This window comes from Cryobacterium sp. Hb1, from assembly GCF_004403585.1.
In the GTDB taxonomy this organism is placed as follows: Bacteria; Actinomycetota; Actinomycetes; order Actinomycetales; family Microbacteriaceae; genus Cryobacterium; species Cryobacterium lyxosi.
In genome coordinates, this window is the sequence record NZ_SOHI01000030.1 from 121,245 (window position 1) to 144,603 (window position 23,359).

25 protein-coding genes are annotated in these 23,359 nt (G+C 64.8%); 16 read left to right on the forward strand and 9 right to left on the reverse strand.

All coding sequences use genetic code 11. The features are described 5' to 3' along the window. Positions 1-98 precede the first annotated feature (98 nt). Positions 99-761 (forward strand): 4a-hydroxytetrahydrobiopterin dehydratase, encoded by a 663-nt coding sequence (locus tag E3T38_RS13505; RefSeq protein WP_134548662.1) that lies wholly within the window; start codon positions 99-101, stop codon positions 759-761. Between the two features lie 45 nt (positions 762-806). On the opposite strand, the gene E3T38_RS13510 is transcribed toward E3T38_RS13505, so the two are convergent. Continuing rightward, entirely contained in the window at positions 807-1,406 is a 600-nt protein-coding gene (locus E3T38_RS13510; protein WP_134548663.1) for a TetR/AcrR family transcriptional regulator, read from the reverse strand. A 112-nt stretch (positions 1,407-1,518) separates the two neighbouring features. On the opposite strand from E3T38_RS13510, the gene E3T38_RS13515 reads away from it, so the two are divergent. The 6 genes from E3T38_RS13515 to E3T38_RS13540 all read left to right on the forward strand — a co-directional run bounded on the left by E3T38_RS13515 (position 1,519) and on the right by E3T38_RS13540 (position 8,365). Next, positions 1,519-3,126 (forward strand): carboxyl transferase domain-containing protein, encoded by a 1,608-nt coding sequence (locus E3T38_RS13515; protein ID WP_134548664.1) that lies wholly within the window; start codon positions 1,519-1,521, stop codon positions 3,124-3,126. A 14-nt stretch (positions 3,127-3,140) separates the two neighbouring features. Continuing rightward, a complete protein-coding gene (locus E3T38_RS13520; protein WP_134548665.1) occupies positions 3,141-5,186 on the forward strand; it encodes a biotin carboxylase N-terminal domain-containing protein in 2,046 nt (681 codons plus the stop codon). Continuing rightward, positions 5,183-6,349: an acyl-CoA dehydrogenase family protein gene (locus E3T38_RS13525; protein ID WP_134548666.1), complete on the forward strand. Its 1,167-nt coding sequence runs from the start codon at positions 5,183-5,185 to the stop codon at positions 6,347-6,349. The genes E3T38_RS13520 and E3T38_RS13525 overlap by 4 nt, the downstream gene beginning before the upstream one ends. Before the next feature lie 20 nt (positions 6,350-6,369). Then, positions 6,370-6,867 carry a MaoC family dehydratase gene (locus E3T38_RS13530; protein ID WP_134548667.1) on the forward strand — a complete coding sequence of 166 codons (498 nt, stop codon included), beginning with the start codon at positions 6,370-6,372 and terminating at the stop codon, positions 6,865-6,867. Continuing rightward, the gene (locus tag E3T38_RS13535) at positions 6,864-7,787 is read left to right on the forward strand and encodes a CoA ester lyase (RefSeq protein WP_134548668.1); all 924 of its coding nucleotides are present in this window, start codon (positions 6,864-6,866) and stop codon (positions 7,785-7,787) included. The genes E3T38_RS13530 and E3T38_RS13535 overlap by 4 nt, the downstream gene beginning before the upstream one ends. Before the next feature lie 170 nt (positions 7,788-7,957). After that, positions 7,958-8,365 carry an SIS domain-containing protein gene (locus E3T38_RS13540; RefSeq protein WP_241984482.1) on the forward strand — a complete coding sequence of 136 codons (408 nt, stop codon included), beginning with the start codon at positions 7,958-7,960 and terminating at the stop codon, positions 8,363-8,365. Positions 8,366-8,393: 28 nt separating this feature from the next. Here the strand turns inward: E3T38_RS13540 and E3T38_RS13545 are convergent, their stop codons facing one another. Beyond that, positions 8,394-8,897: a glutathione peroxidase gene (locus E3T38_RS13545; protein WP_134548669.1), complete on the reverse strand. Its 504-nt coding sequence runs from the start codon at positions 8,895-8,897 to the stop codon at positions 8,394-8,396. A gap of 300 nt (positions 8,898-9,197) precedes the next feature. Between E3T38_RS13545 and E3T38_RS13550 the strand changes: the two genes are divergently transcribed. Next, positions 9,198-9,416, forward strand: a complete 219-nt coding sequence (locus tag E3T38_RS13550; protein ID WP_134548670.1) for a hypothetical protein — start codon at positions 9,198-9,200, stop codon at positions 9,414-9,416. A gap of 278 nt (positions 9,417-9,694) precedes the next feature. Then, entirely contained in the window at positions 9,695-11,380 is a 1,686-nt protein-coding gene (locus E3T38_RS13555; protein WP_134548671.1) for a ribonuclease J, read from the forward strand. A 70-nt stretch (positions 11,381-11,450) separates the two neighbouring features. On the opposite strand, the gene E3T38_RS13560 is transcribed toward E3T38_RS13555, so the two are convergent. Then, entirely contained in the window at positions 11,451-13,064 is a 1,614-nt protein-coding gene (locus E3T38_RS13560) for a peptide chain release factor 3 (RefSeq protein ID WP_134548672.1), read from the reverse strand. A gap of 328 nt (positions 13,065-13,392) precedes the next feature. On the opposite strand from E3T38_RS13560, the gene E3T38_RS13565 reads away from it, so the two are divergent. Next, positions 13,393-14,412 (forward strand): aldo/keto reductase, encoded by a 1,020-nt coding sequence (locus tag E3T38_RS13565; protein ID WP_134548673.1) that lies wholly within the window; start codon positions 13,393-13,395, stop codon positions 14,410-14,412. A gap of 7 nt (positions 14,413-14,419) precedes the next feature. On the opposite strand, the gene E3T38_RS13570 is transcribed toward E3T38_RS13565, so the two are convergent. Further along, positions 14,420-15,010 carry a TetR/AcrR family transcriptional regulator gene (locus E3T38_RS13570; protein WP_134548674.1) on the reverse strand — a complete coding sequence of 197 codons (591 nt, stop codon included), beginning with the start codon at positions 15,008-15,010 and terminating at the stop codon, positions 14,420-14,422. Between the two features lie 209 nt (positions 15,011-15,219). Between E3T38_RS13570 and E3T38_RS13575 the strand changes: the two genes are divergently transcribed. Both E3T38_RS13575 and E3T38_RS13580 read left to right on the forward strand, forming a co-directional pair. Beyond that, positions 15,220-16,563, forward strand: coding sequence for a pitrilysin family protein (locus tag E3T38_RS13575; protein WP_134548675.1), 1,344 nt, complete (start codon positions 15,220-15,222; stop codon positions 16,561-16,563). Positions 16,564-16,630: 67 nt separating this feature from the next. Further along, positions 16,631-17,233, forward strand: coding sequence for a histidine phosphatase family protein (locus E3T38_RS13580; RefSeq protein ID WP_134548731.1), 603 nt, complete (start codon positions 16,631-16,633; stop codon positions 17,231-17,233). A gap of 52 nt (positions 17,234-17,285) precedes the next feature. Here the strand turns inward: E3T38_RS13580 and E3T38_RS13585 are convergent, their stop codons facing one another. After that, the gene (locus tag E3T38_RS13585; RefSeq protein ID WP_134548676.1) at positions 17,286-17,789 is read right to left on the reverse strand and encodes a GNAT family N-acetyltransferase; all 504 of its coding nucleotides are present in this window, start codon (positions 17,787-17,789) and stop codon (positions 17,286-17,288) included. Positions 17,790-17,845: 56 nt separating this feature from the next. On the opposite strand from E3T38_RS13585, the gene dapB reads away from it, so the two are divergent. Further along, positions 17,846-18,610 (forward strand): 4-hydroxy-tetrahydrodipicolinate reductase, encoded by a 765-nt coding sequence (dapB, locus tag E3T38_RS13590; RefSeq protein WP_134548677.1) that lies wholly within the window; start codon positions 17,846-17,848, stop codon positions 18,608-18,610. Further along, positions 18,607-19,050 (forward strand): hypothetical protein, encoded by a 444-nt coding sequence (locus E3T38_RS13595; protein ID WP_104196997.1) that lies wholly within the window; start codon positions 18,607-18,609, stop codon positions 19,048-19,050. Before dapB ends, E3T38_RS13595 begins: the two co-directional genes overlap by 4 nt. 7 nt (positions 19,051-19,057) lie before the next feature. Here E3T38_RS13595 and E3T38_RS13600 read toward each other — a convergent pair whose 3' ends face one another. The 4 genes from E3T38_RS13600 to E3T38_RS13615 form a co-directional block, all read right to left on the reverse strand. After that, positions 19,058-19,948, reverse strand: a complete 891-nt coding sequence (locus tag E3T38_RS13600; RefSeq protein WP_134548678.1) for a TIGR01777 family oxidoreductase — start codon at positions 19,946-19,948, stop codon at positions 19,058-19,060. 9 nt (positions 19,949-19,957) lie between these two features. Continuing rightward, complete coding sequence (locus E3T38_RS13605; protein WP_134548679.1) at positions 19,958-20,389, reverse strand: OsmC family peroxiredoxin; 432 nt, start codon at positions 20,387-20,389, stop codon at positions 19,958-19,960. Between the two features lie 154 nt (positions 20,390-20,543). Next, on the reverse strand, positions 20,544-21,023 hold the full coding sequence (locus tag E3T38_RS13610) for a DUF4395 domain-containing protein (protein WP_134548680.1): 480 nt from the start codon (positions 21,021-21,023) through the stop codon (positions 20,544-20,546). Beyond that, positions 21,016-21,477 carry a thioredoxin family protein gene (locus E3T38_RS13615; RefSeq protein ID WP_134548681.1) on the reverse strand — a complete coding sequence of 154 codons (462 nt, stop codon included), beginning with the start codon at positions 21,475-21,477 and terminating at the stop codon, positions 21,016-21,018. Before E3T38_RS13615 ends, E3T38_RS13610 begins: the two co-directional genes overlap by 8 nt. 128 nt (positions 21,478-21,605) lie before the next feature. On the opposite strand from E3T38_RS13615, the gene thyX reads away from it, so the two are divergent. Continuing rightward, on the forward strand, positions 21,606-22,316 hold the full coding sequence (gene thyX, locus E3T38_RS13620; RefSeq protein WP_241984488.1) for an FAD-dependent thymidylate synthase: 711 nt from the start codon (positions 21,606-21,608) through the stop codon (positions 22,314-22,316). Positions 22,317-22,351: 35 nt separating this feature from the next. Continuing rightward, positions 22,352-23,329: a 4-hydroxy-tetrahydrodipicolinate synthase gene (gene dapA / locus E3T38_RS13625; protein ID WP_104197150.1), complete on the forward strand. Its 978-nt coding sequence runs from the start codon at positions 22,352-22,354 to the stop codon at positions 23,327-23,329. The last annotated feature ends 30 nt before the right edge of the window (positions 23,330-23,359 follow it).

Here is a 23,359-nt window from a genome sequence, read left to right on the forward strand (position 1 = left end):
GGAATGACGGAGCAGCCAGGTTTCGACGCTGCAGATTGCAGGAGTTGTGCACCAGACGGGCGGTTGACCGGGATGCGGGGGCGTAGCAGAGTGGAGGCATGAACGCTCAAGCTGCACTCCTCGCCCCCTTTGTGACGAAGAAACAACTCGCGGGCACCGCTTTCGTGCATCTCGACGGATGCCTGCACGCCACGTTTCGTACCAAGGACTTCGCATCCGCCCTCGAACTGGTCAATCGCATCGGCGAGGCCGCCGAGGCGCTGAACCACCATCCCGACGTGCGTCTCGGCTACGGGACGGTGTCGCTTGTGCTGACCTCGCACGACGCCGGGGGAGTCACCGCGCGCGATGTCGAGCTCGCGGCCCGGGTGCAGCAGATCGCCGACGCACTCGGGGCCGAGGCGCGTCCGGTGCACCCGACGCGCTACGATATCGCGATCGACTGCACCGACGCGGATGCCGTGCGTCCATTCTGGCGGGTCGGCCTCGGCTACACCGAGGTCACCGGCGATGACGGCGTGGAACTGGTCGACCCGCGTGGCCTCGCCCCCAAGGTATGGTTCCAGCACATGGAAATCGCCCGCACCGAGCGCAACCGCATTCACGTGGACGTCTACGTGCCGAGCGATGACGCCGAAGACCGAGTCGCGGCCGTGCTCGAAGTGGGCGGCGCGCTACTCACCGACGAGCACGCCCCCGATTGGTGGGTGCTCGTCGACGTCGAGGGCAACGAGCTCTGCGTCTGCACCGCTGCGTTCTGACCGGTGCGTTCTGACCGGTGCGTTCTGACCGGTTCGTCTGGGCCGTTACGCGCCCGGCAGGCCGAGGGCGGCGAGGGCCATCTCCTCGAGCAGGGCACGCTCTGCGGCCCGTGAGGATACGCGGGCGCTGTGCGGTGTTGAGTTGAGCAGCCCGAATGTCGCGTGGGCCCGAATGCGCAGCAGCGCCTCGTCGACCGCAGGGTGCACCCGGTGCAAAACGCCAACCCACAGTTCCACGTACTCGCGCTGCAGCAGCCGCACCCGATGCCGGTCCGACTCCGCGAGGCTGTCGAGGTCGCGGTCTTGCACCCGGATCACCTCGGGGTTCGACAGCGCGAAGTCAACGTGAAAGCGCACGAGGTCACCCAGGGCGGCAGCAGCATCCGTTGTCTCGGTCACAACGGTTCGACCACCGGCCACGAGATCCTCGCTCACATCGATGAGCAGCGCGGCCAGTACGGCCTGCTTTCCGCTGAAATGTCGGTAGACGGCCGGCCCGCTCACACCGACCGCCGCGCCGAGGTCTTCGATCGAGACCCCGTTGAAGCCGGACTGGGCGAAGAGCGTGGCTGCGGCGCTGAGCAGGGCCGACCGTCGGTCAGCTTTAGCCCGACTCCGCGACGTGGTTTCGATCGGTGCGTTCATGCGAGACTCCCACTGGACATTTCAGTTAATCATGACTAACCTGAACTTCAGTTAGTGAACACTAACTGTACTTGATACCGGGTCGCCCGGCATCGCCACAGGGAAGATGTCGATGGAGACGCTCGCGAGTCAGCTCAACTCTTCTGCCGAGACGTTTCGCAGCAATGACGCTGCCCAGCGACAGCTCGTCGCCGACCTGAAGCAACGCCTCGCCACGGCCGCCCTCGGCGGGCCGGAGAAGTCCCGGCAGCGCCACCTCGCCCGCGGCAAACTGCTGCCCCGCGAGCGCATCGACCAATTGCTCGACGACGGCAGTCCGTTCCTCGAGATCGCAGCGTTGGCCGCGACCGGTCTCTACAATGACGACAGCTCGGGAGCGGGCGTCATCGCCGGAATCGGCCTCGTGCACGGGCGCTATGTGCTCGTGATCTCCAACGACGCCACCGTCAAGGGCGGCACCTATTACCCGATGACGGTGAAAAAGCATTTGCGGGCCCAGGAGATCGCCCTCGAGAACCGCCTGCCCTGCGTGTACCTCGTTGACTCCGGGGGCGCCTTCCTGCCCCTACAGGACGAGGTTTTTCCCGACCGTGACCACTTCGGCCGCATCTTTTACAACCAGGCCCGGATGTCCGCGGCCAAGATTCCGCAGATCGCCGCGGTGATGGGATCGTGCACCGCCGGCGGTGCCTACGTTCCCGCCATGAGCGACGAGACCGTGATCGTGCGGGGCCAGGGCACCATCTTCCTCGGCGGACCGCCCCTGGTGAAGGCGGCGATCGGCGAAATCGTCACCGCCGAAGAGCTCGGCGGCGGTGACCTGCACGCCCGCGTCTCCGGCGTCACCGACCACCTCGCCGAAAATGATGAGCACGCCCTGCAGATCGTGCGCGACATCGTCTCGACCCTTCCTCGGTCCAAGGCTCCGGCGTGGAGTGTGATCGCTACTGTCGACCCGGTCGCCGACGAAAGCGAACTCTACGGCGCCGTCCCCGTCGACGTGCAGGACCAGTACGACGTGCACGAAGTGATCGCGCGCATCGTCGACGGCAGTGAATTCCACGAATTCAAGCGCGAATACGCCACCACCCTCGTGACCGGGTTCGCGCACATCCACGGCCACCCGGTGGGAGTCGTCGCCAACAACGGCATCCTGTTCGCCGAATCTGCTCAGAAAGGCGCCCACTTCATTGAACTCTGTGACCAGCGCGGAATCCCGCTCGTCTTTCTGCAGAACATCTCCGGTTTCATGGTGGGCCAGGCGGCTGAGGCCGGCGGCATCGCCAAGCACGGTGCCAAAATGGTTACCGCCGTCGCGACCGCTCGCGTGCCCAAACTCACGGTGGTGATCGGCGGCTCCTTCGGCGCCGGCAACTACTCCATGTGCGGCCGCGCCTACTCGCCCCGCTTCCTGTGGATGTGGCCGGGAAGCCGCATCTCCGTGATGGGCGGCGCGCAGGCGTCGTCCGTGCTCGCCACCGTTAAGCGCGAGCAGATCGAGCGTGGCGGAGACACCTGGTCGGCCGAGGCCGAGACCGCCTTCACCGATCCGATCCTCGAAAAGTACGAGCAGCAGGGCAGCCCGTACTATTCGACCGCCCGGCTGTGGGACGACGGCGTTATCGACCCGGCCGACACCCGCACGGTGCTCGGCCTCGCCCTCGCTGTGTGCGCCGCCGCGCCGCTTGGCGAGTCCGCCTTCGGCCTGTTCCGAATGTAAGTGAGGCGATTTCCATGACATTTGACACCGTTCTGGTCGCCAATCGCGGCGAAATCGCCTGCCGTATCATCCGCACGCTGCGCGAGCGGGGCATCCGCTCTGTCGCCGTGTACAGCGACGTAGACCGTGACGCTCGGCACGTGTCGCTAGCGGATACCGCGGTGCGCCTCGGTGGCGCCGCGCCGGCTGACAGCTACCTGAACGTAGCGGCCGTTCTGGCCGCTGCTGCCCGAACCAGGGCCCAGGCGATTCACCCCGGCTACGGATTTCTCAGCGAGAACCAGGTGTTCGCACAGGCCTGCGCCGACGCCGGAATCGTGTTCATCGGGCCCAGCGTGCACGCGCTCAATACGATGGGCGACAAGATCCGCTCGAAGAACCACGTGGCCGGTTACGGGGTGCCGATCATTCCCGGGGTGGCTCAGCCGGGCCTCAGCAACGAGCAGCTCATCGCGGCGGCCGTCGACGTGGGGTATCCGATGCTGATCAAGCCCTCCGCCGGTGGCGGCGGCAAGGGCATGCACGTGGTGGAACGGGCGGAAGACCTGCCCGCCACCCTCGAGACCGCACGGCGCGTGGCGCAGAGCGCCTTCGGCGACGACACCCTGCTGCTCGAACGGCTCGTTGCCACCCCGCGGCACATTGAGGTGCAGGTGCTCGCCGACAACCACGGCGCCGTCATTCACCTGGGCGAGCGCGAATGCTCACTGCAGCGTCGGCACCAGAAGGTCATCGAGGAGGCGCCCTCCCCCCTACTCGACGAGGCGATTCGGGCGCGCATCGGCGAGGCCGCCTGTGCCGCTGCCCGCAGCGTGGGCTACAGCGGCGCGGGAACCGTGGAATTCTTGGTGTCGGCGGCCGCTCCCGACGAATTCTTCTTTATGGAGATGAACACCCGCCTGCAGGTTGAACACCCGGTCACCGAGCTGGTCACCGGCCTCGATCTGGTGGACTGGCAGTTGCGCATTGCGGCGGGGGAGCCACTCACGGTCACCCAGTCCGATATATGCCTCACAGGGCATGCGATCGAGGCGCGGGTCTATGCGGAAAACCCCGAGCGCGGCTTTTTGCCGACCACCGGCACCGTGCTGCAGCTGCACGAGGCCAGGGGTGAGGGCGTGCGCGTTGACAGCTCGCTGACTCCGGGCCTGTCGATCGCCTCGCACTACGACCCGATGCTCGCCAAGGTGATCGCCTGGGCACCCACCCGGCTTGAGGCGTTGAACCGTCTCGACCGGGCGCTCGCCGACACCGTCGTGCTCGGGGTGCACACCAACACTGAATACCTTCGGCTGCTGCTAGCGGATGCCGACGTGCGCGCCGGCCGCCTCGACACCGGTTTGATCGAACGCAAGCTTCCCGGCCTCACCTTTCGCACAGCCGACGGGCACGTCCTCGCCGCCGCGGCGCTGTTCCTGCACGGGCGGGCGCCGGCTGGGGCCGATCTGACCGGCGCGAACGCTGTATGGACGCGGCCGAGCGGGTGGCGGGTGGGCTCGCCGCGTCCGGTGCGGTACTCGCTGGGAGTCAGCGCGACCGACGCCGTGGAGGTGCGGGTTGTCGGGGCGTCGGGGGCAGCATCCGTTTCGATCGGTGACGGACCGGCCGTGGAAGCTGGACTCACGCTAATCGAAGGTCGCCAGGGCGCATTTCGTATCGATTACGACGGCGAGACCCGCGTGTTCGCCATCGAGCAGTCCGGAACGCGGGTGTGTATCGGTGCCGACGGGTTCTCGGTTGACCTGCGACACCGATCACGGGCCGAGCAGCTCGCGGAACATCTCGCGGGCCGCGACCGCGTGCCAGGGGAGGTCAGTCCAGACGTGCGCTCGCCGATGCCCGGCACCGTCATAGCCGTGCACGCCGCCACTGGTGACACCGTGCAGGTGGGCCAAACCATCCTCGTGGTCGAGGCAATGAAGATGGAGCACAAACTCGTGGCCGCCACGTTCGGCCAGGTCACAGTGAACCTCAAGACGGGTGACCTGGTGACACTGGACCAGATCGTCGCGACGATCACCACCCCCGACACCATCGCAGACAAGGAAGACGCAGAATGACCTACGAACTCACCCCGGAATACCAAGCCCTGAGCGACACGGTTCGAGACTTCGCCGATACCGTTGTCGCGCCGGCCGCCTACGAGTACGACACCCTGCGCCGCCTGCCCTACGGCATCATCGCCGAAATGGGGCAGATGGGCTTGTTCGGACTGCCGTTCCCCGTGGAGTACGGCGGCCAAGGCAATGACTACTTCGCGCTCTGCCTCGCCGTGGAGCAGCTCGCCCGCGCCGACCAGAGCATCGCCGTCACCCTCGAGGCCGGAGTGGGCCTTGGCATCATGCCGGTTTTCCGCAGCGGCACCGAGGCGCAGAAGCACGAGTGGGTTCCGCGCCTCGCGAGTGGCTCAGCGCTCGCCGCGTTCGGCCTCACCGAAGCGGATGCCGGCTCAGACGCCGCGGGAACCAAGACCACCGCCGAGCTCACGGGCGGCGAATGGGTGATCAACGGCACGAAGCAGTTCATCACCAACTCCGGGTCGGACATTACCCGACTGGTGACGGTGACCGCGGTCACGGGAGAGGCCACTCGCGCCGACGGTTCCATCAAGAAAGAACTGACCGCCATTCTGGTACCGACACCGACCCCCGGTTTCACGGCGCTCCCGCCCTACGACAAGGTCGGCTGGCACACTTCAGACACCCACCCGCTTGTGTTCGACAACGTGCGCGTGCCGGAGGCGAATCTGCTCGGCGAGCGTGGCCGCGGCTTCGCCAACTTCGTGCAGACCCTCGACGAGGGCCGCGTCGCCTTCGCCGCGCTGTGCACCGGCGCGGCGCAGGGCTGCCTCGAAGAGTCGATCCGCTATGCGAACAGCCGTAATGTTTTCGGCCGCTCGATCGGCTCCAATCAGCACATCGCGTTCAAGATTGCACGGATGCAGGCGCGCGTTCACACCGCGCGTCTCGCCTATTACGACGCTGCGCTGAAAATGATCAACGGCAAATCCTTCAAAATGGAGGCTTCGATCGCCAAGATGGTCGGCAGTGAGGCGGCTATGGACAACGCCCGCGATGCTACGCAGATCTTCGGCGGATACGGCTTTCTGAACGAGAATCCGGTCGCGCGGCACTATCGTGATTCCAAGGTGCTCGAGCTGGGCGAGGGCACGACCGAGGTGCAGCTCATGGTCATCTCGCGGGCCCTGGGATTCGCCAGCTGACCCAGATTAAGGAGAAGCAGATGTCCGACCCCGATACGCCCGAGCGCCACCCGGTGCGCCAGCGCGGTCTCTACTTCGAGGAGTTCGACCTCGATGCGCTGTATCAGCACCGCCCTGGCCGCACCGTGACCGAGGCCGACAACGTGCTGTTCACGACGATGACCATGAATACGCAGGCGTTGCATCTCGATGCGGCCTGGTCGGCCACCCAGCCGTTCGGCGAACGTCTGGTCAATTCCATGTTCACCCTCTCGACCATGGTCGGTAGCTCGGTGGCGCAATTGACCCAGGGTACGATCGTGGCGAACCTGGGATTTTCGGCTGTGACGTTTCCCCATCCGCTGCATCACGGCGACACCCTCTACTCGGAGAGCATCGTCACCGACAAACGCCTCTCCGCGAGCCGCCATGGGCAGGGCATTGTCACGCTCGAACACACCGGGCGCAACCAGGACAACGTTGTGGTGGGCACGGCCGTGCGCACCGTGCTGGTCTGGTGCGAGGACGCCGCGCAATGAGCGGCGCGTTCGACGGCGACCTGTTCGGTGGGGAAGAGTTCGATCCGGACTTCGACCCGGCCGGCCCCGATCCCTTCGACGACAGTCCTGCCGGGCTCAGCCCCTTCACCCCGGCGCCGTTTACGCTGGGCCCGGCTCTGCTGTTCTGCCCGGCCGACCGGCCCGAGCGCTATGCGAAGGCGGCCGAGCGTGCCGACGCCGTCATCCTCGACCTGGAGGACGCCGTCGCGCCCGAGGACCGGGCCGCTGCGCGGCGCGCGCTGATCGAGCATCCGCTTGAGGCTGCCCGCACGATCGTGCGCATCAATCCGGCCGACACGACCGATTTTGCGCTCGACCTGGCCGCGCTCGAGCGCACAGAATACCGCGACGTCATGCTCGCCAAAACTGTCAGCGCCGGCCAGGTCGAACGCCTGGCCGAGTACCGGGTGATCGCCCTGTGTGAAACCGCCGCCGGCGTCATCTCAGCGACGGAGATTGCCGCGGCACGTAACGTCGTCGCGCTCATGTGGGGTGCCGAAGATCTCCTCGCCTCGCTCGGTGGTACCTCGAGCCGGTTCGCCAACGGTAGTTACCGCGACGTCGCCCGCTATGCTCGCTCTCAGGTATTACTGGCCGCTCGGGCCCACGACAAGGCCGCGATCGACGCCGTACATCTCGACATCACCGACACGGCCGGCCTCGAACACGAGGCAGCGGATGCCGTCGCGAGCGGCTTCACCGCGACGGCCTGCATCCATCCCAGCCAGGTGGAGGTCATTCGGGCCGCCTATCAGCCGACCGCCGCCGAGGTGGACTATGCCCTCGGGCTGCTCGAAGCCGCCGCGAGTGCGCGCGGTGTTTTTCAGCACGGGGGCCGCATGATCGACGGCCCCGTGCTGCGCCACGCGGAGGCCGTGCTGCGCCGGGCCGCCCGCTGAGCGGCGCCTACTGCCCAAAAAAGAAAGCAGGTCGGGTTCAAACCGAGAACAGCGACCGTCCTACTCACCGAAAGCGCGGTCGAAGAGGCCGTGCAGCGCATCACGTCGGCAAACCGGGTACTGGCGCTCGCCAACGCGGGCTGTCGGCGCCCCTGGCGTCTGACCTGGCGATGCGATTGACCGCCATCGGACGCCCCACGGAATTCGTCTCCGATCCGATCGGCCAGCAGATTTCAGCACGCCAGTTGCGACCTGCAGATGCCTGCGTCGTCATCAGCGGCAGCGGTGCCAATGAGTCGAGCATCAAGGCTGCCCGGTCGACGCGCGCTACGAATGCCGTGCTTGTCGTGGTGACGTCGTTTGCAAGTTCCCCGTTGGTTTCGCTCGCCGACATCGCACTCGTGGTCGCGCCGGCGCACGGATCCTTCCGTCACGAACTGGAATACATGTCCAGAGTTCCACATGCAATCTTGACCGAGTTGCTCGTTGAAATCGTGTCCGGGCTGCTGGGGGAGGCCTCGCGGTCAGCGCGATCAACCGTGCTCGGCATCCTGAGTGACAACCTCAGCGACGAATAGCTGTACTGCCGGGCCCAGGGAATCGGGGCTAGGCGGCTTTTTCAGCCAGGACCTTCTCGATCGCCTGCACGATTTCGGTCGACTCCGGCTCCACCGACGACGCAAAGCGATCCACGATCTCGCCGGTGGGTGTCACCAGAAACTTCTCGAAGTTCCACTTGATCAGGCCGGGCAGCAGGCCCCGCTTGAATTTGGTCAGCTCAGCATAGAGCGGATGCTGCTGCTTGCCCCGCACATCGACCTTGGCTGTCATCGGAAAGGTCACCCCATAGGTCATGCCGCAGAACTGGGCGATGTCTGTTTCAGTTCCGGGTTCTTGGCCCATGAACTGATTGCTCGGTAATCCCAGCACGACCAGCCCGTCGTCGGCGTAACGCTGGTACAGGGCTTCCAAACCGGCGTACTGCGGGGTGAAGCCGCACTTTGACGCGACGTTGACGACGAGAACCGTTTTACCTGCAAACGCGCCGAAGGAGGTGAGCGTTCCATCGATGAGCGTGAGGGGTATGTCGTACAACGTAGAAGAAGTCATTCGCACACAGTATCGACGCTGAATCCTAGCTGCCTGCACAGTCCCTGTGTAGATCGTGCGTTTCCCCCAGCGAGCGACACAGTCACGTAGTCTAGTAACACCTGGGAAGTCATGGCGGTCCACTATCGGACCCGGACTTCTCAGCTCGCGCGGCGCAGCGCATTCTTCCCGCCGAACGGGCCAACACCCCAGCTTCACTCGAACCAGTTCCTCCAGAACAAATTTGAGGGATATCTGTGACTAGTCATTGCTCTGGATCCCAGTCGGCATCCGTCATCAAGAGATCGCACCAGGAGCATCATGAATTCTTACATATCACACACCAGCGAAAGCACCATCCGTCCCAACGCGTACATTTCTCAGACCATGAGTCGATTGGACATGGGGAGCGGGTATGTCAGCGGAACCGCGCAGCACCGTGACGCCGGCGAGTACGTGTCGCACCCCGCCGTCATCTCACCGGTCCGCGCCGTACAGCCGCAGATGGCTGGTAGCAAGCACCTGGCCGCAGCAGCATAGCGCGCTGCGGTTCGGCTGCCGCTGAATTCGAAAAGAGGGACTCCGCAACGCGGAGTCCCTCTTTTGTCGTATTCGACAACCGCAGTGGTGGCATCGAAATGCCAATCGTCGACGCGCCGGTAGACTACAGACGTGCCTGGCCGGTATTTTACTCGCCCGCTGGGCACGACACGAGGTATGCGTATGCGCAAGAGCCCCTCAATTCCGGCTTTCCGCATGCCCGAGCTCGGTCCCCACACACCTCGACATGCAGTACCGCAGACAACGAAATGGGATTCATGAATAACCACTACCTCGACTTGAGCACTCCGCCGGCGCTACCGGCTCGCGGCATGCGCATCATCCCGCTCGGAGGTCTCGGCGAGATCGGCCGCAACATGACCGTCTTCGAGCACAAGGGAAAGCTGCTCATCATCGACTGCGGCGTTCTCTTCCCCGAAGACAACCAGCCCGGAATCAACGTGATCTTGCCCGACTTCACGGCCATCCGCGACCGCCTCCAGGACATCGAGGCCATCGTGCTCACGCACGGCCACGAAGACCACATTGGCGCCGTCCCTTACCTGCTCAAGGAACGTGGCGACATTCCCGTCATCGGCTCCAAGCTCACCCTGGCCTTCCTCGCTGCCAAGCTGCAGGAACACCGCCTCAGCCAGAACTTCATTGAAGTGAAAGAGGGTGAGCGCCGGACCGTCGGCCAGTTCGACCTCGAATTCATCGCCGTCAACCACTCCATCCCCGACGGTCTGGCCGTCGCCATCCGTACCGAAGCCGGCCTCGTGCTTGCTACCGGTGACTTCAAGATGGACCAGTTTCCGCTCGACAAGCGCCTCACCGACCTCGGTGCCTTCGCACGCCTGGCCGAAGAGGGCGTCGACCTGTTCATGACGGACTCGACCAATGCCGAGGTTCCCGGCTTCACCACCGCTGAGAAGGACATCGGACCGGCGATCGACACCGTGTTTCGCACTTCCCCGCGCCGCATCATCGTGTCGAGTTTCGCGAGCCACGTGCACCGCATCCAGCAGGTCATCGACGCTGCCGTCAAGCACAACCGCAAGGTGGCCTTCGTCGGCCGTTCCATGGTGCGCAATATGGGAATCGCGAGTGAGCTCGGCTACCTCAACATTCCCAAGGGCCTCCTCGTCGACATGAAGGCGCTCGAGCGCATGAAGGACGACAAGGTCGTTCTCATCTGCACCGGTTCGCAGGGCGAGCCGATGGCTGCCCTCTCGCGCATGGCGAACCGCGAGCACGTCATCAAGATCGGCGAGGGCGACACCGTGCTGCTCGCGAGCTCGCTGATCCCCGGCAACGAGAACTCCATCTACCGCGTCATCAACGGCCTGATCCGTTGGGGCGCCAACGTCGTGCACAAAGGCAACGCCAAGGTGCACGTCTCCGGCCACGCCAGCGCCGGCGAGCTCGTCTACTGCTACAACATCGTCAAGCCGGTTAACGTCATGCCGATCCACGGTGAATGGCGTCACCTCACGGCCAACGCCGACCTCGCCATCCAGACCGGTGTTCCAGAAGACAACGTCATCGTCGTCGAAGACGGCGTCGTGGTCGACCTCATCGACGGCCACGCCAAGGTCACCGGCCGGGTCGTCGCCGACTACATCTTCGTCGACGGTATGACCGTCGGTGGCGCATCCACTGCCGCGATGGAAGACCGTCGCAAGCTCGCCGAAGACGGCACCATCACCATCCTCGGCATTCTCAACGCCAAGACCGGCACGCTCTCCGAGCCCGTCGAGTTCCTGGCGCGCGGATTCGTGCACGACGACGAGTGGGTCAAGGGCGCGACCAAGGTCATCGATGAGGCCATGAAGGCCGCGAACCGCATCAAGATCGTCGACGGCGCCGAGCTCGAAGACCTCTTCACGCAGTCGGTGAGCCGGTGGATGAACCGCAAGTACCGTCGCAGCCCGGTCATCACCTCCGTGGTCGTCGACGCGTAACCAGCACCGACAGACACGCAAAAGGCCGCATCCTCCACGAGGATGCGGCCTTTCTTGTTCATCGAAGAAGTTACATGAAGTCCTCAGCCGTGGCGTTGGCAATGTCGATCAGCACGAGCTTCGGGTTCTCCTTGATAATCGCCTGCAACCGCCACGGGGTGCTGAACAGCGCGAGCAGCGTGCCATCCGAGCGGGTGAAGACTTCCACCTGACGGGTTCCGGCGAGCACGAGCGCGCTCTCCTTGTCGGTCTTGCGGGCCACCTGGTACGGAAGCGCTTCCATGCGAATATCAGCGTGGAAATCGTGCACCATGCGGTCTTCGACGACCTCGAACTGCATCGGTCCGACCGCTCCGAGCACCGGTGCCTGTTCGCCGCGCACCTCGGATCGCATCACCTGGATGATGCCCTCATGGTCGAGCTGGTCGATGCCACGGCGAAACTGCTTGTGCTTGCTGCTGTCGACCGGACGAATCGCTCGAAAGTGTTCGGGGGAGAACAACGGCAGCGGCGGAAACTCCACCCGCTCATCTTCAAAGATCGAATCGCCCACCCGCAGCGCCGACGCGTTCACCAACCCGACGATGTCACCCGGCCAGGCCTGGTCGGTGACGGTGCGTTCCTTGCCGAACAGCTGCTGGGCATATTTGGTGGCAAAGGGCCGACCGGTTGCCGCGTGGGTGACGACCATTCCGCGTCGAAATTCGCCCGAGCAGACGCGTACGAAGGCCACGTGGTCGCGGTGCGCGGAGTTCATGCCGGACTGCACCTTGAAGACGAAACCGGAGAACGGCGAGGTGACCTTGCGCGGGTTGCCGTCGATGTCGATGCGGGCTTCGGCGGGTGGTGCGAACTCGACCAGGGTGTCGAGCAGCTGCTGCACCCCGAAGTTCGCCACTGCCGCGCAGAACAGCACCGGGGTGGTCTGCCCGTCGAGGAACAGCTCGGAGTCATGATTCTGGGACTCCGCGTCGAGCAGCTCAGATTCTTCGACAGCGGATGCCCAGGCCGGGCCCTCCTCGACCGCCGCGGCGGCCGCATCCAGCCGCACCGACTCGGCCACGGTCGCCCCGCCCGCGGTGCGGGTGTAGCGCAGAAAGTCGCCGGAGCGGCGATCGAGCACGCCGCGCAGGTCGCCGGCTTCGCCGACCGGCCAGTTCAGCGGGGTCGGCAGCAGTCCGGTGCGGGTTTGGATCTCATCCATCAGGGCCAGGGGAGCGTCGCCCGGGCGGTCCCACTTGTTGATGACGGTAATGACAGGAAGCCCGCGCTGCTTGCAGACCGCGAACAGCTTCATCGTCTGCGGCTCGAGGCCCTTGGCCGCGTCGACGAGCATCACCGCGGCATCCACTGCGGACAGCACCCGAAACGTGTCCTCGGAGAAGTCGGCGTGGCCGGGGGTGTCAACCAGGTTGATCACAGCGTCGTGGTATTCGAACTGGATCGCGGCGCTCGTCACCGAAATGCCACGGGCCTTCTCCATCTCCATCCAGTCCGAGACAGTGCCGCTGCGACCGGCCTTGCCGTGCGTGGCGCCGGCCGAGGTGATCGCGCGGGCATGCAGCAGCAGGGCTTCGGTCAGGGTGGACTTGCCGGCGTCGGGGTGGGAGATCACGGCGAAGGTGCGGCGACGCAGAGCCTCGCGGGGAACCTGGGGGTTGGGTACGTCGGCGACGGTGGTCATGGCTGCTTTCCTGCGGCTGATTCGGGCAGGGTACCTCGCCGACCAACCGATTGATCTCTTCGATGGCAGGCGGCCCAGGGCGGATGTACACCTGCACAGGCAGCCCAGTTTTCGCGCAACTGCCAGTCTAACAAATCGAGAACGTGTCAACTGGCAACCGACAGGTGGTGCCCCCTATTCGGACGTCACCGACGTACAATCTGGTAACGGTTTAGCGTGCCGCCGAAAAATGTCGGTGGCCTCGCCTAAAGTCGGGCCAAGAGCAATTCACGAAGAGAAAACCCGGCGAAAACGAACGGTCGGGCGTGCACCCCTGGAGGAGAACGCAATGCCCCGACAGGTGGTCTCGTCTTCGCTCGATGCCCTGTACGTTGATCGTTCGCGGCCGGCCGACACCGTGCAGGCGCAGACCACGGTCGGTGCTGGCCCGGTTCGCCGGCAGATTGCGGGAACCGACCTGCGCGTGCATCCACTCGCCCTCGGCTGCAACGCTTTCGGCTGGACAGCGACGGGTGAAGCATCCAAGGCCATCCTCGACGCGCACCGCGACTTCGGCGGTAACTTTCTTGACACCGCCGACAGCTTCGCTGCTGGGCGCAGCGAAGTGATTATCGGTTCGTGGCTGCGCTCTCGGGGTGCTCGGGCCGAGACCGTTCTGGCCACCAAAATCGGTCGAAATCTCGACAATCCCGGACTGACTCAGCGCAGCATCGTCGCCGCCGTCGAAGCCAGCCTCGTGCGGCTCGGCACCGACTACCTCGACCTGCTCTACTTTCACTTCGACGACAAAACCGTCGCCCTCGAAGAGAGCCTCGTTGCCGTGGACGTCCTCATGCGCGCCGGCAAGGTGCGCTACCTCGGTGCGAGCAATTTCTCGGCGGAACGACTCATGGAAGCCCGGGTGTTGTCCGCCCTCGGCTTGCCCAAGTTCGTCGCCGCCGAAACGCCATACAACCTCGTGCATCGCACCGAACTCGAAAAAGATGTCGCGGTCGTCGCTCGCGCCCAGCATCTTGCGCTGATGCCCGGCTTTGCCCTGGCTCACGGTTTTCTGGCCGGCGCTTTTCGTACCAAAGCGGATGTCGCCGGTACCGCCCGCGGACAACTCGCCAAGGTGTACCTCAATCGTCGCTCGCTGCGCGTACTGGCCGTGGTTGACCGTATCGCCGCAGCGCAGGGTGTGGCACCGGCGTCGATCGCCCTGGCCTGGTTGATCGCCCGACCTGACGTAGTGGCGCCGGTCGCCGGAGCCGGGGAGGTCGATCAGGTGCAGTCCCTGATCGCCGCGGCGGGCATCCGTCTCGGCCGCAGTGACCTGCTCGATCTCGACCGGGTGTCGGCCGACTAAGAGAAAGTCAGGCGACGGATTCGTCGAGCACACGCTGGATAGCGCGCAGCAGGGCGGTGTGGGCACCGATCGGGTCGCCAAGGTTGGCACCGGCAAAGGCGCCATCGCGGGCGAGGAAAAAATCGTCGGCGGCGTCTCCGGGCCGGGCATGGCCCATCCCGCGGAACATGTCTTCGATCGACCGGCCGTACCAGTCACGATGTGCAGAAACGGCCTGGCGCACGGGGTGGGCCGGGTCGGTGAACTGTGCGGCCGCGTTGATAAACGGGCAGCCGTGAAAACCTCCGCGAATGACCTGAGCCGAGATCTCATTGACGACGCCACGCAGCCGCTGTTCCGGGGTGTCACAATTCGTGTCGAGGCTAGCCAGAAAATCGCGCGCCAGACGGTCCCGGCCCTGGAGGTACACGACGATGAGGGCGTCCTTCGAGCGGTAGTACTTGTAGAAGGTCGCTTTGGTGACCTTCGACTCACCGATGATGCGGTCCACACCTACGGTGTGTACACCCTCGGTGTAGAACAAGCGGTCGGCAGTGGCGAGGATACGCAGCTTGGCGTGGGTTGGGGGGCGAACGGCGTCAGCTGTGAGCGTGGTCATGCGTCACTCCTTGATTGAGGCAAGCGAGCGAGCCCGCATGAGCGCAAATCCGGTGTTTTCCCGGTTGGCTCCCAGACTGTAACACACCATAGACAGACCAGTCTGTCGTAATCGACCGTACGGACCGTCACGGTCAAACTGGGGGTAGCTTGGCGAGATCGCACACGGGCGCCGGCAGCGCCGATCGCGTCTTGTAAGGTGGGGATGATATGAACGGTGCAGTCGATTTTCCCCTAGACCAGGCCGAACTCTCGTTTCGGGCCGCCGGTGATGCCCTGGTGCGTCGGACCGTTCTGCCAAGCGGCGTGCGCATCCTGAGTGAGCAGGTGCCGGGTGCCCGAAGTGTCACCGTCGGTTACTGGATCGCCGTCGGTTCCCGTGACGAACAACCGGGTCACTTCGGCTCCACTCACTTTCTCGAGCACCTGTTGTTCAAAGGCACGCCAACGCGATCCGCTCTCGACATTGCCATCTCTTTTGATGCGGTTGGCGGCGAACACAACGCCATGACCGCAAAGGAATACACCTGCTACTACGCCAAGGTGCAAGACCGCGACCTCGGTATGGCCATTGATGTTCTCACCGACATGCTGACCTCCTCACAACTGGATGCCGGCGAATTTGAAACCGAGCGCGGCGTTATTCTCGAGGAACTCGCCATGGCTGACGACGACCCGGCCGACGTCGCCAATGAGCGATTCTTCGAAGCGGTGCTGGGGAAGCATCCGCTCGGCCGTCCCATCGGCGGCAGTGCCGACGACATTCGTAGTGTCTCCCGCACGGCGGTGTGGGAGCATTACCAGGCCAACTATCGCCCGCAAGACCTCGTCGTCACGGTCGCCGGCGCCGTCGACCACGACCAGCTGGTCGCCGCCGTCACCCGCGCCCTCGAACGATCCGGCTGGGACCTCAATATTGCCCAGGCCCCGGTCAGCCGTCGAGACGGCGTGCCCGCCGCGATTCACCAGGGCCAGGCCCTGACCATCATCAAACGTCCGCTGGAACAGGCGAACCTGCTGCTCGGAATGCCCGGCCTGCTGGCGACCGACGACCGGCGCGTCACGATGAGCGTGCTCACTTCGATATTCGGCGGGGGAATGTCGAGCCGGCTTTTTCAAGAAGTGCGGGAGAAGCGCGGCCTGGCCTATTCGGTCTACTCATTCGCGCCCGGTTACTCGGATGCTGGCCTGTTCGGTATGTATGCCGGATGCACGCCGGCCAAGGCCGGCCAGGTCGCCGAACTCATGCTCAGCGAGCTACATCGCCTCGCCGATGGCGGTGTCACCAACGACGAGATGAGGCGGGCGTCTGGCCAGTTGAGTGGAGCGTCGGCCCTCGCATTGGAAGACTCGGACACCCGAATGTCTCGGCTGGGTCGCTCCGAGATAACCCTCGGCGAGTTCGCTGATCTCGACGAAGTGCTGCGCCGCCTTGCGCTGGTCACGGCGGCCGACGTGCAGGGGCTCGCTGCCGAACTCGTCAGTGGCGCGGTATCGATCTCCGCCGTCGGTGCCCTCGATGACGACGCGTTCGCGGCCATCCTTCCCAGCTGACCGGTCGCGACTTAGTCTCTGGTACCTTCCGGCCCGGCCGGATTCCCGCACTCTGAAATGGACAATGATGCCCCAGTACATCTACCTGGTACGCCACGGCGAGCAACAGGATGCCGAACACGGCCTGCACGACGGTCCGTTATCGCCGCGCGGCAAACGCCAGGCGCTGCTCGTCGCCGATCGTCTGAGTGGGGTTCCGTTCACAGGCGCCTGGCACTCGCCGCTGCAACGGGCCGCCGAAACCGCGGCCATCATGGCGGAACGGCTTCCGGCCTTGCAGAGCGAGCCGTCGGCACTGCTGTTTGACTGCATTCCCTCTGGCCGGGCGGCCGAGACACCATCGGCCTACGACCCGTTTTTCGGCTCGGTAACCGAAGACGAGATCGCGGCGGGACGCGCACAGATGGAAGACGCCGTCGCGGAATTTCTGCAACCGCGCCGCAGCCAGCGGCACGACCTGCTGATCACCCATAATTTCGTGATCGCGTGGTTCGTTCGGGAGGTGCTCGGGGCTCCCGACTGGCGCTGGGTTGGTATTAATCAAGCCAATTGTGGGCTCACCGTGCTGCAGCAAAAACCAGGTCGACCGTGGACGCTCGTCACTCACAATGATCTGGGCCATTTGCCGGTCGAGCTGCGTACCGGGCTGCCGGAACCGCTGATGTTCTAGGGTCGAACCAGCGGCTGAAGTTGATTTGCACTGAAATCAGCTTGCGCTGACGTTAGTTTGTGCTGAGCCGTTTGCGATACCAGTGTGTTGCATTGGGGTTGTCGTTGTACGCGGGAATGCTCTCATACCCGGTGCTGTGATAGAGCGCCCCCGCGGTGGACAGGCTCACATTCGTGTCGAGCACCATTTCGGCGGCGCCCAGGTCGCTCGCCCGGCTCTCGAGTGCAGCCAGCAGCATCCGTCCCCAGCCGCGCCCGCGGGCGCGTGGCTGCATCCACAAATGTTTGACCTCGAAGCAGACCGGTTCATTCGTGGTGGTTTGCAGCCGACGGATGCCTCCGCACCCGACATACGTGCCGCCAGCGTCGTTCGCTGCCTGGCCATCGAGCACCACGAGGAACAGGCCCTCAGGCGGCACGAACTGCTCCGTGACCGGATAGGTCGGGTGGTAGGTGCCGTGGGATTGTCGAAACGACAGTTCGGGGCTGCGGAAGTACTCGTTGAGCAGGGCGAGGGCTGCGGCGTCTGCGACCGACACGGCGAGAAACTGGGGCATCTGCTTAGGCTATTGCGTGGGCCGGTAGTGACGTGATCAATTGGTACATTGGTGTCATGACAACAACGGTGGCCATCATTGGAGCGACGGGCAAGATGGGCCGCTTGGTTTCCGACTTGATCGCCCGAACCGAGGGCTTTGAGGTCGTCGCCCGCCTCGATTCCCACAGCGAGCTGAGCGAGATGCTCCGCGCGCAGATCGCCGTTGACCTGACCCGGCCCGACGTGAGCCGTAACGTCGTCGATTTTGCGACCGAGCACGGTCTGCAGGTGCTCGTAGGCACTTCGGGCTGGACCCAGGACGGTATTGATTCTCTCGCCCGGCGTCTCGCCGGCCGGGAGGACACCGGCGTCATCATTATTCCGAACTTCTCGATCGGATCGGTGCTCGCAACGGCCTTCGCGGCCCTGGCCGCCCGGTTCTACGACTCCATCGAAATTGTCGAGGGTCACCAGCCGTCGAAGGTTGATTCACCGTCGGGCACGGCGGTGCGAACCGCCGAACTGATCGGCCGGGCGCGCGCTGAGCTCGGCCCGGTTTCGGCGCCGCACACCGATCAGCGTGCCCGCGGCCAGCAGGTCGCGAGCGTGCCCGTGCACAGCCTGCGCCTGTCCGGACTCCTGGCCCGGCAAGACGTCCTTCTCGGCGGCACCGGTGAAACCCTCACGATCAGCCACAACACCCTGTCACCGAGCGCTTATGAAAGTGGCATCCTGCTCGCCCTCGACGCCGCGCGAACCGCTCGAGGTGTATCGGTCGGCCTCGACCAGATCGTCGACCTGGGATTCAGTATGGCTGCCAGCGAAGGAGCCTCCAAGTGAAGGGCAAGATCGCTGTCGTTGTCATGGCGGTCCTGCTCGTCTTCTACCTGGTGTCGGTCGGCGTACGCGCGGTGCTGTTCATCCAAAGCGGGGAGCCGGTGGGCATCGCCATCGGCCTTGCCCTTCTCATCCTGCCGCTGATTGGTTTCTGGGCTCTGGCGCGTGAAGTGGTGTTCGGTGTCCGCTCGGAGCGCCTGATGCGCGAGCTCGAACGGCTGGGCGGCCTTCCTGCCGCCGATTTGGCGGTTCGACCGAGCGGACGTCCCTACCGGGATGCTGCCGACGAGCAGTTTCCAGCCGCGCAGGCGGGGGTCGAAGCCGAGCCAGAGAACTGGCACGCTTGGCTGCGCCTCGGCCTCGCCTACGACGCCGCCGGCGATCGCAAGCGCGCTCGCGGGGCGATCCGCACCGCGATCAGCCTCGAACGCACCCCGAAGTAGCCGCAGGCTACGGCTGCCGGAGCATCCAGGCGACCGCTGTGGCTGGCGTTCGTTGAGCATACTCGAACCCGTCGTCCAAAAGTTTCTGGGCGCTGACCTGCTGGTCTGCGAGCAGTAGTTGGCGGGCGGCGTCCTGCAACAGCAGCGTCAAGACCTGCTGGGGCACCGGTAGGAAAAACGGTCGGTGCAGCGCAGTGGCCAGGGCCTTGATGATGTCGTTCGCTGTAGCCGAGGATGGCCCGACGAGATTGACCGGGCCGGAGAGCGTCGAGGTGAGCAGATGAAGGATGGCTGCAGCCTCGTCGTGCAAGCTCACCCAGGCCCAGTGCTGATTTCCGCCGCCGAGTGGTCCGGCGAGACCGAGTTTGGCCAGGGGCAGGAGCGGTTTCAGCGCGCCGCCCTTGGCGAGTACGAGGCCGGTGCGTAACGTGACAACCCGGGTCGGTTCCGGAGCGAGCTGGGCCGCTGCCTCCCATTGAGTGACGACATCGGCCAGAAAATCGGTTCCGACCGTGGAGGTCTCGCTCAGGATTTCCCCGGGCCGATTGCCGTACACGCCCACTGCGGAACCGTTGAGCAGAACCGTTGGAGGAGTGGCAGCGTGTCCGAGCGCGTCGGTGATCGTGCGGGTGGCGGACAAACGCGAATTCAGGATTTCCTTGCGATAGCCAGGCGTCCAGGGCAGTCGCGCCAGTGACGCCCCCGAGAGGTTGACGACAGCGTCGATGTCGTCCAGAACGTGAGCGTCCAGGGCGTGGGCAGACGGGTCCCACCGAATCTCGTTCTTGCCGAGGGCTTCACGCCGGACCAGGCGCACGGGAATGTGCCCGGCCCCGACTAACTGCCGGCTGAGTTCCCGGCCGATGAGGCCGGACGCGCCGGCGATCAGAACGCGCACGCCAGACCCCTAAGCGAGCTCTGCTTCGATGGTGATCGGGATGCCCGCGAGCGCTTTAGAGACCGGGCAGTTCTCCTTGGCATCCTGGGCGAACACCTCGAACTCGGCTTCAGTCAGGCCGGGAATCTTGGCACTGACCAGCAGGTGGCTTCCGATAACGCCGGTGCCGGCCGCGAAAGTCACGGCGGCGGTGGCCTGGATGCTCTCCGGAGTGTGGCCGGCCGAACCGAGAGCGTTGGCGAGGGCCATCGAGAAGCAGGCGGCGTGGGCGGCGCCAAGCAGTTCCTCCGGGTTGGTCGTGTTCGACACACCCTCAGCGCGGGCCTTCCAGTTCACCGAGAACACGGCGGCGTGCGAGGAGTCGAGGGTGACGGTACCGGTACCGGTTGGAAGATCGCCGGTCCATACTGAGGTTGCTTCACTCGTGAGCGTCGTGGGCATGTTGTTACCTCCAGGTGATTGAATTCCACCCTAACCGTCCGACCTGCACCGCGAACGCTTGCCGTCTGGGAATTACCTGAGAGCCAGCCGACACGTCAGGGCAGCGTGAGATCCGATCTGCCGGGCGTGTCACGGTCGGGTTGGAGACAGCGACTCAGACGTTCTCGACGGCTTTGCTACCCCGGTTGAGCACGCCGGATCGCAGGAGCAGCAGGTAGATCTGGCAGCCGAGGCAGTAGTCGAAAACCGCGTTCAGAAAGGCAGCGACAAACGCGGCGGCCGCAGCGATTCCGACAGCGCCCGGTACACCGGCCAGACCCAGAATGAGTCCGACCAAGGTCACCGCCAGGCCCACGCCCTGCGCGAAGGTGGGCGGGGCCGCGTCTTCGAGTTCAGTCGGAGGGGCGAGGCGCGGCCGCACGAATTTCTTGAACAGGGCGCCGTACGGATGCCGGCCGGCGCCGGCCAATGCACCCCATGCGAATAACGCGGTGATCGCTGCCAGCAGGGCCAGCGCCGCAGCGGATGCCCCGATGAGCGACATAAACACGACCAGGAGCAACAGCACGGCCGTCAGACCTGCGCCGAATCGGGGTCCGCGCGGATCGAGCCGGGCGCGAGGTGTCTTAGACATGAGAGCTCCCGAGTGTGCTGCTGGATGTGGTGTCCCGCGTGATGGAATCAAGGGTCGTACCGACGTCGGCCCGAGTGGGAGGGCCCCCCACGCGCGCCTGCACCCGACCGGCTCCGTCCAGAATCAGGGTCGTTGGGGTTTGCAGCACGGCGTACCGTTTGGCCAGATCGGGGCGGTGGGTGAGATCCACTTCTACGAATACGACCCCAGGGCGCTGCTCGGCGACAGCGCGCAGTAGGCGGCGGGTGCCCGGGCAGCGAGCGCATAACTCGGTCGAAAACTGCAGCAGGGTGGCGGCGGGGCCGAAAGCGACCGTGGCGGCAACATCCGCTGGAGTGACGACGTCGCCAAAAACACGGGCCACTCGTCCCTGACGGGCTCGTAAAATGAGGCCGAGAACGGTCGTGGCAGCCAACAGCGCGAACAGGAGTCCGATCGCTTCGAGTGGGTTCATGATATTGACGCTACGTGTGCCCAGCCCTGTTCGGGGGACTGTGACGACACATTACGACTGCGCACGGGCGCATTGTCCGACATCCCGGCTAGCCTGAGGCGGTGTCTGAAATTGAGTTTCGATCTGAAATGACCGTGGAGTTGGTGCGTGCAAACGCTCACGATTCCGATGTGCTGTTTGCCGCGCGGGTATCGACCCTGGGGGAGCAGACCGTCGAGCACAGCCAGCTCGACGGTTCAGCGAGCGAGGCCGACGAGAAGCGTGACCGCGGGCTGATCAACTACCTCATGCGTGACCGGCACGGTTCGCCGTTCGAACACAACTCAATGACGTTCTACGTGCGCGCCCCCATTTTCGTCTTCCGCGAATTCATGCGGCACCGCATCGCCAGTTACAACGAAGAGTCCGGCCGCTACCGGGAGCTGGGCCCGGTGTTCTACGTACCGTCCGACGAACGTAACCTTGTGCAGGTCGGCAAGCCCGGTGCCTACGACTTTCTGCCCGGCACCGCCGAGCAGATCGCGCTCGTGCAGCAGCAGACCCGCGCCGCCGCGATCCACGCCTACGAGGCCTACCAGCGGATGCTCGAAGCCGGCGTCGCGCGCGAAGTCGCCCGCATCGTGCTGCCGTTGAACATCTACTCCTCGATGTATGTCACGCTCAACGCGCGCTCACTGATGAACTTCCTCAGCCTGCGCACCAAGCGGGAGGGCTCGTCATTTCCGTCGTTCCCCCAGCGCGAGATCGAAATGTGTGCCGAGCAGATGGAAACCCATTTCGAAAAGCTCATGCCCTTCACTTACGCCGCCTTCAATGTGAACGGCCGGGTGGCCCCGTAGTCTGCAGTGCGGAGGGAGACGATAGCCTGTACACCGTGTCTACCTCTACGAATCCCTTTGGCCAGGTGCTGGTCGCCCTGGTCACCCCGTTTACCTTTGATGGCGAAGTGGACTGGGCTGGGGTGGAGAAGCACATCGACGACGTCATCAACGCCGGCGCCGACGGCATCGTCGTTACTGGTACGACCGGTGAAACGAGCACCCTGACCGACCCGGAGAAGATCCGTCTGGTCGAGGTGGGCAAGTCGGTCGCCAACGGCCGCGCCAAGATCATCACCGGCGGTGGCTCCAACGAGACCGCGCACGCCATGCAGCTGGCCCGCCAGAGCGAGAAGGCCGGCGCCGACGGCAACATGATCGTCACCCCCTACTACAACAAGCCCACCCAGGCGGGCATCCTGACCCATTTCCGCATGATCGCCGATGCCACTGACCTTCCCGTCATCCTCTACGACATCCCCGGGCGCACCGGAGTCGCGATCGCCTACGAGACCATCCTGCGGGCAGCCAAGCACCCCAACATTCTCGCCATCAAGGACGCCAAAGGCGACTTCGCCCAGGTCAGTCGGGTACTCAACCAGACCGACCTCCTGTACTTCTCCGGAGATGACCCCAACGTGCTCGCGCACCTGTCGATCGGCGCCACCGGCCTCATCGGCGTCACCGGAAACATCACGGCCACCCCCTACCGGCACATGGTCGACGCCGTCAACCGGGGCGACTTGAAGGTGGCCACAGCAGCGCACCAGCAGCTGGAACCGCTCGTGCGGGCCGTCATGACGCACGTTCCCGGAACTGTCGCGGTGAAGTACATCCTGCACGGCCTCGGCCGCATCGGTAGCCCGCGGGTGCGACTGCCCCTGGTTGGCCCCGAAGACTCCGAAGCCGCCCAGATCGAGGACGAACTGTCGCTGGTCCGGGACATTCCTGGCGTCGACTTTTCCAACTTCCGCCCGGACCGCAACGCGGCCGCCGGCGGATCGTTGCCCAAGGTCGCCGGCACCACCCGATGAGCAGCTGCTCGCGTGCTCGCGTGCTCGCGG